The organism is Xenorhabdus sp. PB30.3, from assembly GCF_963895965.1.
Classification (GTDB): Bacteria; Pseudomonadota; Gammaproteobacteria; order Enterobacterales; family Enterobacteriaceae; genus Xenorhabdus; species Xenorhabdus stockiae.
The window spans coordinates 1-13,451 of record NZ_CAWQMW010000007.1; the positions used below are offsets into that span (position 1 = coordinate 1).

General features: G+C 46.7%; 6 protein-coding genes. 3 read left to right on the forward strand and 3 right to left on the reverse strand.

All coding sequences use genetic code 11. The features are described 5' to 3' along the window. Positions 1 to 384: 384 nt before the first annotated feature. Positions 385 to 840: a terminus macrodomain insulation protein YfbV gene (gene yfbV / locus AACX38_RS01165; protein WP_099121147.1), complete on the reverse strand. Its 456-nt coding sequence runs from the start codon at positions 838 to 840 to the stop codon at positions 385 to 387. 264 nt (positions 841 to 1,104) lie between these two features. Between yfbV and ackA the strand changes: the two genes are divergently transcribed. Next, the gene (ackA, locus tag AACX38_RS01170; protein WP_099108396.1) at positions 1,105 to 2,307 is read left to right on the forward strand and encodes an acetate kinase; all 1,203 of its coding nucleotides are present in this window, start codon (positions 1,105 to 1,107) and stop codon (positions 2,305 to 2,307) included. A gap of 76 nt (positions 2,308 to 2,383) precedes the next feature. Continuing rightward, a complete protein-coding gene (gene pta / locus AACX38_RS01175; RefSeq protein WP_099121146.1) occupies positions 2,384 to 4,528 on the forward strand; it encodes a phosphate acetyltransferase in 2,145 nt (714 codons plus the stop codon). 53 nt (positions 4,529 to 4,581) lie between these two features. On the opposite strand, the gene AACX38_RS01180 is transcribed toward pta, so the two are convergent. Next, positions 4,582 to 4,716, reverse strand: coding sequence for a hypothetical protein (locus tag AACX38_RS01180; RefSeq protein WP_255712258.1), 135 nt, complete (start codon positions 4,714 to 4,716; stop codon positions 4,582 to 4,584). A 221-nt stretch (positions 4,717 to 4,937) separates the two neighbouring features. On the opposite strand from AACX38_RS01180, the gene AACX38_RS01185 reads away from it, so the two are divergent. Continuing rightward, positions 4,938 to 12,359 (forward strand): amino acid adenylation domain-containing protein, encoded by a 7,422-nt coding sequence (locus tag AACX38_RS01185; protein WP_228865565.1) that lies wholly within the window; start codon positions 4,938 to 4,940, stop codon positions 12,357 to 12,359. A gap of 284 nt (positions 12,360 to 12,643) precedes the next feature. Here the strand turns inward: AACX38_RS01185 and AACX38_RS01190 are convergent, their stop codons facing one another. After that, positions 12,644 to 13,270 (reverse strand): beta/gamma crystallin domain-containing protein, encoded by a 627-nt coding sequence (locus AACX38_RS01190; RefSeq protein ID WP_228865566.1) that lies wholly within the window; start codon positions 13,268 to 13,270, stop codon positions 12,644 to 12,646. Positions 13,271 to 13,451 lie beyond the last annotated feature (181 nt).

Here is a 13,451-nt window from a genome sequence, read left to right on the forward strand (position 1 = left end):
AAATATTACGATGCATAATAAACCCATTAACAAAATAGCAATAATTATAGATAAATTCGATAATAAATATTTATTCAGCGACATCAATATTTATCCCTTAAAAAAGATTAAATGTCCCTTAGCCTTTTATTGTAAGCTCTATTATCCTCTATAGATTTCGAACTTCCCCCCAAAAAAGACAACTTAAAAAACGGCAGGTGTAGGAAGTTAAATAATGAAAGAGCATAATAAATGCCAGCTCATCAATAAAAGGACAGGAATACATCGGGATAAGATAGATTTTTCTGGCTATGAAAAACCTACCTAAAAAACCGTATTAAATTTATTGGATGGGAAATTTATCAGTCAATCGATACAAAAACTGTCAGAATCCACACTGACAGTTTAAATATCATCAAGAAATGAGTTATCCAGCTGTTTGAACGCACGTTTCAGCAGTTCAGCCAGGGATAAATACGTTGGTGTGTTTTCGACAGGCATCATCGCGATCCCTGCTTCGGCAAATTTTTCACGAATTTCGTAAAACCATTTCAGCAAACTTTCCGGTAAAGGAGTCGCCGCACGTTTCCCCAGCCACCAAAGCCCCTGCAATGGCAGGCTACAGGCAAACAGAGCGGTTGCGATAGATGGCCCTAACTGCCCGCCCAGTGCGATTTGCCACGTCAGAGTAAAAATCGCCAATGGCGGCATAAAACGGATGCCAAAACGGGTCGCTTTAATGATGCGATTTTCAGGAAACACAGGAGCAAGCTGTTTTTCCAGTGGCCACGTCTTCAGATATTGTTGCCCCAGCTGGACTTTTTTGAACCAACCGTGGTTGGCAGGTGGCATCGTATTCATCATGACCTCAATCAATTAAAGGTATAGTTTTTAAAAAATACCTACAAAAGATAAAATCTTTTTTGTAGTATTAATAGCATTAAGTATATTTTGTCTTTAATGCTAGCAAACGGTATCCTACACAGACTTTTGTGTGGTTGCAGCAACAAAACAGAAAACCCGCCTGTTTTCGCAACACTTTGGTTCCGTTTGTTAATAAATTGCTTCTTTTTTTAACATTTTTCTTATTTAAGATTAGATCACAACAAGATAATAGGTAATTCCATGTCAAGTAAGCTGGTACTGGTTCTTAACTGCGGTAGCTCCTCTCTGAAATTCGCTATCATCGATCCTGCTAATGGTGAAGAATATCTTTCTGGTTTGGCTGAATGTTTCGGTCTGCCTGAAGCTCGTATCAAATGGAAAATTGATGGCGCGAAAAACGAAGCTGCTTTAGGTGCCGGCGCAGCACACAGTGAAGCGCTGAACTTCATTGTTAATACTATTCTGTCTGAAAAGCCAGAACTTTCTGCACAAATTTCAGCCATCGGTCATCGTATCGTTCACGGCGGTGAAAAATTCACTTCTTCTGTCATCATCACTGATGAAGTTATCGAAGGCATCGAAGCTGCGATCCCATTCGCACCATTGCACAACCCTGCACACCTGATCGGTATCGCTGAAGCGAAAAAAGCATTCCCTCATCTGGTTGAGAAAAACATTGCCGTATTCGATACTGCTTTCCACCAGACTATGCCTGAAGAAGCTTACCTGTACGCTCTGCCATACAACCTGTATAAAGAGCACGGAATCCGTCGTTACGGCGCACACGGCACCAGCCACTTCTTCGTTTCCCGTGAAGCAGCAAAAATGCTGAACAAGCCAGCAGAAGAACTGAATACTATCATTTGCCATCTGGGCAACGGTGGTTCTGTTTCTGCGATTGTTAACGGTCAGTGTGTTGACACTTCAATGGGTCTGACTCCACTGGAAGGTCTGGTAATGGGTACTCGTAGTGGTGACATCGATCCAGCTATCGTATTCCATCTGCACGACGCTATGGGCATGAGCATTGATCAGATCAACACTCTGCTGACTAAAGAATCTGGCTTACTGGGCCTGACTGAAGTGACCAGCGACTGCCGTTACGTTGAAGACAACTACGAAACCAAAGCTGACGCTAAGCGTGCAATGGATGTTTACTGCCATCGTCTGGCTAAATACATTGGTGCTTACAGCGCACTGATGGAAGGCCGTCTGGATGCTATCGTATTTACTGGCGGTATCGGTGAGAACTCTGCACTGGTTCGTGAACTGACCCTGAAGAAAATTGCTCTGCTGGGCTTCGAGTACGACCACGATCGCAACCTTGCAGCACGTTTCGGTAAAGACGGTGTGATCACAACTGATAACAGCCGTCCTGCTCTGGTGATCCCAACCAATGAAGAATTGGTGATCGCTCAGGATTCAGCTCGCCTGACTGCATAAGTAATAGATTTCCGGTAGCCGCCAGCCATGCTGGCGGTTATTGCTTGACTGACCAGCAACCGTTAAAGAGGTTTCCGTGTCCCGTACAATTATGTTGATCCCTACTGGCACCAGCGTTGGTTTAACCAGTGTCAGCCTAGGTGTAATCCGCTCCATGGAGCAAAAAGGCGTTCGCCTGAGTGTCTTCAAACCTATCGCCCAGCCACGTAACAGCGGCTCCCAAGACAGAACCACAACGATCATCCGTTCCCACACCAGTATTCACGCTGCTGAACCACTGGCTATGGCTCATGTAGAATCCCTGCTGGCCACTAATAAAAAAGATGTGTTGATGGAAGAAATCGTGGCTAACTACCACGCTAATACCAAAGACGCTGAAGTGGTTTTGATCGAAGGTCTGGTTCCGACCCGCAAACATCCATTTGCCCAGTCTCTAAACTATGAAATTGCCAAAACACTGAATGCAGAAATCGTGTTCGTCACTGCGCTGGGTACTCACACTCCAGAGCAATTAAAAGAGCAGATTGAACTGAGCCGTGCAGAATACGGCGGCAGCAAGAACAACAACATCATCGGTGTTATTGTCAATAAGCTGAATGCACCGGTTGATGACCAAGGACGTACCCGTCCTGATCTGTCTGAAATCTTCGACGAAGCAACAAAAGCAACTGTTACTAATGTTGATCCGGCAACCGTATTCAAAAACAGCCCGCTGCCAATTCTCGGCTGCATTCCATGGAGTTTTGATCTGATCGCAACCCGTGCGATTGACATGGCAAAACACCTGAAAGCTGAGATCGTTAACGAAGGTGCTATCCAGACCCGTCGTATCAAATCTGTGACTTTCTGTGCTCGCAGCATCCCTAACATGCTGGAGTACTTCCGTCCGGGTTCCCTGCTGGTGACTTCCGCAGACCGTCCTGACGTTCTGATCACTGCTTGTCTGGCAGCGATGAACGGCATCGAAGTTGGCGCAGTTCTGCTGACCGGCGGCTACAAAATTGATGATTCTATTCGTGAACTGTGTGAGCGTGCATTCAATACTGGCCTGCCAGTTTTCACTGTGAATACTAACACCTGGCAGACTTCCCTGAACCTGCAAAGCTTCAGCCTGGAAGTTCCTGCGGATGACCACGAGCGTATTGAGAAACTGCAAAACTATGTTGCGCAGCATATCAGCAACGATTGGATCGATTCTCTGGCAGCGACTTCTGAACGTCCGAATCGCCTGTCACCACCAGCATTCCGCTACCAGTTGACCGAACTGGCGCGTCAGGCTGGCAAACGTGTTGTTCTGCCAGAAGGTGATGAACCACGTACCGTTAAAGCTGCGGCTATCTGTGCTGAGCGTGGCATTGCGGAATGTGTTCTGCTGGGTGATCCAGAAGAAATCCGCCGTGTTGCAGCGGCTCAGGGTGTTGAACTGGGTGCGGGTATTGAAATCGTTAACCCGGCAACTGTACGTGAACGTTATGTTCCACGTCTGGTTGAACTGCGTAAAAATAAAGGCATGACTGAAGTTGTGGCTCGCGAGCAACTGGAAGACAACGTTGTTCTCGGCACCATGATGCTGGAACAAAACGAAGTTGATGGTCTGGTTTCCGGTGCAGTTCATACAACGGCAAACACTATTCGTCCGCCATTGCAGTTAATCAAAACCGCGCCAAACAGCTCTCTGGTTTCTTCCGTGTTCTTTATGCTGCTGCCAGAACAAGTACTGGTTTACGGTGACTGCGCAATCAACCCGGATCCAACCGCAGAGCAACTGTCTGAAATCGCCATTCAGTCCGCAGACTCTGCAAAAGCATTTGGTATCGATCCTCGCGTTGCCATGATCTCCTACTCCACCGGTAACTCTGGTGCGGGCAGTGATGTTGAGAAAGTTCGCGAAGCAACCCGTCTGGCGCAGGAAAAACGCCCTGATCTGATCATCGATGGTCCATTGCAGTACGATGCGGCAATCATGGCAGACGTAGCAAAATCCAAAGCACCAAACTCACCAGTTGCTGGTCAGGCTACCGTGTTCATCTTCCCGGATCTGAACACCGGTAACACCACTTATAAAGCGGTACAGCGCTCTGCGGATCTGGTTTCTATCGGACCAATGCTGCAAGGTATGCGTAAACCAGTGAACGACCTGTCCCGTGGCGCACTGGTTGATGACATCGTTTATACCGTTGCTCTGACTGCTATTCAGGCAACTCAGCAAGAAAACGCGTAATTTCCTGCCGCGTTATTCTTATCTGAACAATCCCGGCAAATTGCCGGGATTGTTTATAAAACCACAGCTACACATCCCCCTTCCAGTTCGCCATTATCCTGTTTCAGATAGTGATCATTGTCGATTAGCCATTTCACAACGCACATTTCATACCCACAAACCCTGATCACATACGTTCTGGCGCTCACTTAATCACCATAAAAAAAATTTGCATAGATATAGTTTTGCTGATTTATTATTTCTGCCAGCCACAACGCTTTTGAGCACAAATCATCTCATCAGGGTTCGGATTTTTCTGACATCTTTGATTTGTCTGTAAAGGCAAAAGGGAATAACGCTAACCATATAAAAATAAAGTGAAAATTTTAGTTTCGAAAACTATTTTGAATTGCTATTAGGAGAAATAGGTATGCCATACAATCACAACCGTACCTCTGAAAGTTCCTTAGCCATTACAAGTTCCGATCTGATTTCCTATCCTCTCAGCTCACCACAGCAGGCTATCTGGTTCGATCAAGTCAGCCAACCAGATCAATCCAACTACAATGTTGGTATTTTTATCTGTATTGAAGGCGTTCTGGACGAGACCCAGTTTATTCACGCCTTTGAAACGGTTGTTGAGCAGCATGATGCCCTACGTTTACAGCTCACTAATACCCATACTCTTCCGGTTCAGACAGTGGCTGATCATTGCCCTGTATCCGTCCCCATCTATGATTTTTCATCGCATTCAGATGCAGAAACCAAAGCAAGGCAATATCTCGATACCCGATTTATGCAACCGTTTCATTTAAATGAAACGCTCTGGCATTCCGAATTATTCAAAGTGAGTCATACACGTCGATACTGGCAGTTTTGCTGTCACCACATAATCATTGATGGGATTGGAGCATTCATACTACTTGATGAGGTTATTGATCGTTATAACAGGCTAATGAAGGGAGAACCTCTGAACAAAGTTGCCCCTTCTTACCTTGATTTTATTACAGATGATCTGGCTTATCTGGCCTCACCAAACTACGCGGATGACTTGCAATTCTGGCTGGAACGCTATGAAAATCCGCCATCTCCTTTGCTTCCCCCGATGAAATTCAATCGCACGATGCAGTATGGAATGCAGCACAGTCAAACTGAACCTATTTTCTGGTCAATTGACCAGACACTTTTTAACCGTATCAAAAACATTGCCACCGAACAGAAATCGTCCTTCTTGTACATTATACATTCCGCTCTGGTGTGCTATTTTGCCCGGACAACGGATGTGAATGAAATCGTCATCGGGATGCCTATACACAACCGCAAAAATACCCGACAAAAACACACCATCGGGCTTTTTGCATCTGTGCTCCCGATAAAAGTGACCATTTCTCCGGAAGATACGTTCCGTGACATTATGAACAAAACAGCCGCGGAGGTGAAAAGTTGCTATAAACATCACCGTTTCCCGATTGCAGATCTTAACCGGCACATTCATATTCAGCAGAAAACAGAAATAACTCAATTATTCGATATCACCCTGTCACTCGAACCGTTTGAAGCCAATCTACATCTGGAAGGAGAGGACATCCGCGTTACCTGTGTTAATACACAAAATAGAAATCCTTACCCCCTTTCCGTCAGAATCAAGCAATTTATAGATACTGCGGCTCCCGAAGATACTCTTCAGTCTGCCACCATTGAGTTCAAATACTCTGGTGAATATCTGACTGCCACGGAAGTGACGGCTCTCCGCTCCCGTCTTGCTGTCCTGCTTGATGCAGCCCTGACTTCACCGGATACGCCGATAATCAATTTGCCATTTTTGCCCGAAGAAGAGCGACAAAAGGTGTTGGTGGACTTCAATGCCACACAGGCCGATTTCCCGCAAACCGCTCTTATCCAAACGCTCTTTGAACAACAGGTCATACTGGCACCGGAGGCGATTGCTGTCGTCGGCGAAACACAGACGTTCAGCTATAACGAACTGAATCAACGCGCCAATCAACTGGCACATGCTCTGATTGCCTTGGGGGTTCAACCTGATGATCGGGTCGCCGTGTGTATCGAGCGCAGTCCGGCCTTCATCGTCTGCCTGTTGGGTATCCTGAAAGCTGGGGGGGCTTATGTGCCCCTTGATCCGGCTTATCCGACCGAACGGTTGGCGGATATACTGGACGATGCCGTTCCGGTCGTGTTACTGACTCAAGCCGCGCAGCGCGACAAACTGCCTGATACCGTGCCTGTATACACACTGGACGCTTCCGGAACTTTAGAGGCGGCCCCGGAACTGCCAACCCATAACCCGAATGCTCAGGCATGGGGGCTGACTTCACGCCATCTGGCTTACGTGATTTACACGTCCGGTTCAACGGGGCAACCAAAAGGCGTTATGGTTGAACACCGCAATGTGAATCATTTGGTGATCAACAGTAGTTATGCGGATATCGGAGCGGATGACTGCGTGGCACATTGCGCTAATATTGCGTTTGATGCCTCAACGTGGGAAATCTGGGCGCCTCTTCTCAATGGCGGGCGTCTGTATGTGATTGCCCAATCCGTGCTGCTCAACCCCGAGCATTTCCGTGACACCTTGATCTGCGGGAAAGTCACGGCCCTGTGGTTAACGACCGGCTTGTTCAATGCTTATCGGGAAACGCTGATGCCGCTGTTCGGGCAACTGCGCTATCTGCTGGTCGGCGGGGATGTCCTCGATCCGGGCAAAATACAGCGGGTGCAATTGGCTGAGTGCCGGCCTGCTCATCTGATTAACGGCTACGGCCCGACAGAAACCACCACTTTTGCAACCACCTATGCGATAACATCGCCTGTTGATGCTGCATGTCCCATTCCGATTGGTTGCCCAATTGCCAACACTCAGATCTATATTCTTGATTCACATAGGCGACTGGTGCCGCTGGGGGTAACCGGTGAAATTTATATTGGCGGTGCCGGAGTGGCACGGGGTTATCTGAACCGCCCTGATCTGACCGCCGAGAATTTCCTGCCCAACCCGTTCTCCACTGAACCGAATGACCGACTGTACAAAACCGGCGACCTCGGGCGCTGGCTGCCGGATGGCAATATTGACTACCTTGGCCGCAATGATTTTCAAGTGAAACTGCGGGGTTTCCGCATTGAACCGGGAGAAATCGAAGCCAGCTTGATGCGATGCGAGGGAGTACGTGAGGCTGTTGTTATGCTTCGTGACAATGCCAGTGACGATAATGAAAGCTCCCAAAAACAACTGGTGGCTTACCTGCTGGCGCAGGACGGCGCTGAGCTCATTCCGGCGGAACTGTATGCGCAACTATCCCAGCGCCTTGCCGATTATATGCTGCCCGGTGCGTTTATGATCTTACAGTCTTTCCCGCTGACCCCTAACGGCAAACTTGACCGTCGGGCGCTTCCCGGCCCTGACCCCGCCGCGATAATCACGCGTGATTATGTTGCGCCGGTGGGTGAGGTAGAAACGACACTGGCGGACATCTGGCAGGATTTATTGGGGCTGGAACGGGTCGGTCGTCACGATCATTTCTTTAGACTGGGCGGCCATTCGCTGATTGCCGTCAGCCTGATTGAACAACTGCGCAGCCAAGGGTATGCATTGGATGTACTCAGTATCTTTACTGCACCATTACTTATGGATATGGCGCAGGCAATACAGGTGCGACGAGGAGCGTCGGACAATCTTATCCCCCCCAATGGCATTCCTGACGGTTGCACAGCAATAACACCCGATATGTTGCCACTGGTGACGCTATCACAAAACGAAATTGATACCATTGTTGCCACTGTCACCGGCGGTGCGGCTAATGTGCAGGATATTTACCCGCTTTCCCCATTACAGGCCGGTATCCTGTTCCATCACCAGATGCAGGAAAACGGCGATGCGTATTTGTTAAGCTGCTTGCTGGCCTTTGATTCCGGTGAACGGCGGGAGGCTTTCCTTCAGGCCCTGCAACAAGTGATAGACCGCCATGATATCCTGCGGACTGCTTTCTGCTGGCAGAAATTGACCCAACCCGTTCAGGTGGTCTGGCGACAGGCCACCTTGAAAATAAATACTTTTATTGCTCCGGATGACGAACAGGATGTTTCATCTCAGTTACTGGCATATACCGATCCACACCAGCGGCGCCTCAATCTGAATCAGGCACCGCTTTTCTCTGCCGATATTGCTTATAATCCCCATAAGAACGAGTGGCTGCTGTCCCTGTGCTTCCACCATCTGGTCAGCGATCATACTACGCTAGGATTGATTATTGCGGAAATCAGGGAATTACTGTCCGTTCGTGGCAAAGAGCACCATCCCCTAACATTACCTCCCGCCCTGCCTTACCGTAATTTTATCGCTCAGATCCGCACTGTGCCGATTGAAAAACATCGGGACTATTTCCACCAACTGCTGGGAGATGTGGACGAACCAACTCTGCCCTTTAACTTACGCAATGTGCGGGGAAATCATGAAGGACTCAATAAGATAGAGAAAGCCAGACTAACACTGGATGATCAATTAACACATCAGCTACGTGACTGCACCCGTCAACAGGGTGTCAGTACTGCCGTTCTGTTCCATATCGCATGGGCACAGGTTCTTGCGCAATGCAGCGGACGGGAAGATGTTATTTTCGGTACCGTTTTATTAGGGCGTTCATTACAAGGTGCGGGGGCTTCTCAGGTTCTTGGTATGTTTATTAACACGCTGCCAGTGCGCATTATGTTGCAGGAACGCACTGTACAAAAAGTGGTACAGGAGACTCACCTGCAACTCAGCAAATTGCTGGAACATGAACAGACTCCGCTGACGATTGCTCAGTATTGCAGTGGTATTCAGGCACCCCAACCCCTTTTCAACAGTCTGCTTAACTTCCGTCATAGCCCACGTAGCAATCAACTAGCCGAGTCGCCGGTATGGGAAGGTATTCAGATATTCAACAGTGAAGAACGTAGTAATTACCCGCTGTCATTGGATGTGGACGATTTCGAAGATGGTTTTGCGTTAACCGCACAATGCAATCACCAGATTAATCCGGCACGCATTAACGCTTATATGAATACTGCGTTGAAAACACTGGTGACAACATTGCAAAATATGCCGCAACAGAATATTCAATCCCTCAGTATTCTGCCACCGGCAGAACGCAGTCAGTTATTGGAAGAATTTAACAGTGCCAGAATTGACTGCCCACAGGATATGTTACTCCAACAGTTGTTTGAACAGCAGGCGACCCTCACACCGGATGTCATCGCACTGATTCACGCAGAGCCAATGAATCGAGAAGTTCAGCTCACCTACCGCGAACTGAACCAAAAAGCCAACCAGCTGGCTCATGCCCTGATTGATGCCGGTGTACGACCGGATGATCGTGTCGTGATTTGTGTCGAACGTGGTGTCGATATGGTGATTGGCTTGCTCGGTATTTTGAAAGCCGGCGCGGGTTATGTACCGCTGGATACGAATTACCCGACCGAGCTTCTGAACTATATTCTGTCAGACTGTACACCGACGTTATTACTGACCCAACAACACCTAAAAACCCGTTTATCTGCCGATATGCCGATATGGGTGCTGGATGATAACAGTCATACCGAATGTATGGCGCAACAACCGACACATAATCCGGATTCGCAGCAACTGGGGCTGGCACCACACCATCTGGCTTATATTATCTATACTTCCGGCTCCACCGGTCAGCCAAAAGGCGTGATGATTGAACATCACAATGTGGTTAACTTCATACACGTTCAACGCCAGATCAATGAACTAACACCAGCTGACCGCGTACTCCAGTTTACCTCCGTTGCATTCGACACCAGCGTATCAGATATCTTCGCCACACTCGCCACCGGCGCAACCTTAGTGATGTGCCCGTCAGAACTGCGTGTTCCGGATAATACTTTTGCCCAATTCCTGCAACAGCAGCAAATCACAGTCGCTGATTTACCAACGGCATTCTGGCATCTGTGGGTACAGGAAATGGTCGCCGGACGTTGTGGCTTCAGCCCGTCTCTGCGGCTGGTGATTGTGGGTGGTGAAAAAGCTGAACTACGCCACCTGATGATCTGGCAGACATTGCCGGAAACCCAGTCATGCCAATGGATTAACTCTTACGGCCCGACGGAAACGACTGTTATTGCCACCGTATTGAAAGTTGATCGTCATTCTGCTTATACCGGAGAAACCCTGCCGATTGGTTATCCCATTGCCAATACGCAAATTTATATTCTGGATAATCATGGTAAACCCGTCCCAATGGGTGTTATGGGAGAACTCTATATCGGTGGGAGCGGCGTTGCCCGTGGTTACCTGAATCGCCCTGAACTGACCGCAGAGCGTTTTTTGCCTGATCCGTTTTCAATAGAAACCAAAGCCCGACTGTATAAAACCGGCGATTTAGGGCGCTGGTTACCCGATGGCAACATTGAATATCTGGGACGCAATGATTTTCAGATTAAACTACGTGGTTTTCGCATCGAACCGGGGGAAATTGAGGCTAAACTGACTCGCTATCCCGGAGTACGCGAGGCAGTTGTGGTCGCCCGTGAAGACCAGCACGGCGATAAACGCCTTGTAGCTTATTTGATTCCCGAACAGGGGATAGCTGAACCGGAGGCAAAACTGATACCTGCTGATCTCCGCCAGCAACTCTCCCAAGAGCTTGCCGATTATATGCTCCCCAGTGCGTTTGTTATCCTTGATGCCTTTCCGCTAACCGTCAACGGCAAACTAAATCTTCAGGCATTACCCACACCGGATCAGACAGCCTTTATAACCCACAATTACGAAGCACCGATGGATGCTCTGGAAACTACACTGGCTGAAATCTGGCAGACATTACTGGGTTTAGATCGTGTTGGTCGCTATGACAATTTTTTCGAACTGGGTGGTCACTCACTCAATGCAACACAGCTACTAGCACGTATGCATCAACAAGGCATGGAAATTCCTCTGACCACATTGTTTACTTGCCCGACATTGTGTGAACTGGCAATCGCCGTGCGTAAACAGACGATTACCCCTGCGTTCTCCCGCAATATCAATCCAGTCCCGCTAAGCCCTGAGGGAAGTTTGCCACCACTGTTTTTTGTACACGAACTTACTGGCAACCCGCTGGTTTATTCATCTCTGGCTGCCCTGCTTCCTCCTGAATTACCCATTTATGCGCTACAGGCGCTTGGTATTCATACACTCGCCGAACCACCGATATCTATTAACGCTCTGGCGGCCTGTCATATACAGGCTATTCGGCACGTACAGACACACGGCCCTTATCGTCTTGCCGGATGGTCTCTGGGAGGCGTAATCGCCTATGAAATAGCCATGCAATTAATGCATGATGGTGAGGAAGTCACATTTTTGGGCATGATTGATTCGGGAAACATCAGTCGATATTCCACCCTGCCTGATAAATTAATGAATACGACACAACAACGTATCAACAGGATTATCAAATATCTGCAAATATCCATACCGGAGATTAATGATCATACGCTGGAAGTGCTTTATCAGTTTAATGATGTTGAACAGATCGTTAATCATTGTATAGACTGCCAATGGTTACCTACCTATTACACACGTGAAAATCTCTTCCTGCATATTGGTACGATTGAGTTTCTGGATCAGCTGAGCACAGATTATATTCCACAGGCGTCAGAGTTACCGATCCATCTTTATAAAGCGGAAAACTTTATTATTGATGGAGATGAATGGCACGGCTGGCAGGGCGTTGTGGCAAACTCTTCCACACTCCATCCTATCGGTGGCACACACTATTCGATTATGCGACAACCCCTGATTAACCAACTAGCCGACTCTGTCAATAGAATTCTGGTGCCTCGGAAACCGCAATAAAAGTACTCAAGTCACATAACTAACGATGCAGTTATGTGACTTGGAAATCGACTTATTTATTATCAGGGATGTATACATTTCATCTTACAGGTTGCCTCATTGTTGGTTACATGCCTTGAAATCCATTGTGTATATACTCGATAAACTTCAAGTTACAACAGGCAATATGAGATGAATCCTTATATCTCCCCGCGGCGCGGGGAGATATAACACGCATCTTGAAGTTGAATAGGTATATATTTCAAATACATCCCCTTGATTTTTACTAGTGAATTACTTTTATTTTACTGATTAACAGGAAGTTTTTCCAAGATAAAATTAAACCTATAATTATCTTCTTTTTCAAATTTCATATAAAGAGGCTTGGTTTCATTATAAGTGATAATATCAATATCAGTTCCATTATATTTAAAATAAACCGCACCTTGAGTGACTGGAATATTATTCTGATCAAAAACAACAACAGAGGTAATATACATCTGACCATCTTTGGGAATTAGACCAACAACTTCATAATCTCCGCCTGAAAGACAATCTACAGGATCAGGAATTGTATAAGTCCTAATGTTAGCCCTAAACACTTGATTAATACCTGATTTGTTAATTAATTTTATAGCTAGTAAATCACGGTTTACCGGAGAGACTATAAATTTTGATAACCCTTCGATATCACTGATATCTGGCTGGCTTGTATCCCACTCACGGTAAATTTGCCCAGATTGGCTATCACTGCCATGTCTCCAGGCAAACACCATAGAATTTGTTCCTATTTCAACAGAAAGAAATTTATCATTTAATGGTGTACCAATCAAATTTACTTCTTTACTATTTTCTGGATATTCATACAAGCTTCCACTATAATTTTTCCCAGTATAAAAAATAACACCATTACTTAATGTTTTCTTTGGCATTTTCATTTCCCTTAAGGTTCATTGTGAGATAAACCTAAAGGTTAAACAGATTGATTTTATATATCAAGCCAATGAAGCCTCTTATATTAAACTAGAAATATTAAAAAAACATCCATTCCATTTTTTCACCAAGTGTGATTAACAAATAAATATACCAACAAGTAAAACACCTGTACCAATA

Bases quoted from the DNA above. Each gene is read 5' to 3' on its own strand.
- yfbV (WP_099121147.1), bottom strand. From the start codon at position 840: ATGAATACGATGCCACCTGCCAACCACGGTTGGTTCAAAAAAGTCCAG.
- ackA (WP_099108396.1), top strand. From the start codon at position 1,105: ATGTCAAGTAAGCTGGTACTGGTTCTTAACTGCGGTAGCTCCTCTCTG.
- AACX38_RS01185 (WP_228865565.1), top strand. From the start codon at position 4,938: ATGCCATACAATCACAACCGTACCTCTGAAAGTTCCTTAGCCATTACA.
- AACX38_RS01190 (WP_228865566.1), bottom strand. From the start codon at position 13,270: ATGCCAAAGAAAACATTAAGTAATGGTGTTATTTTTTATACTGGGAAA.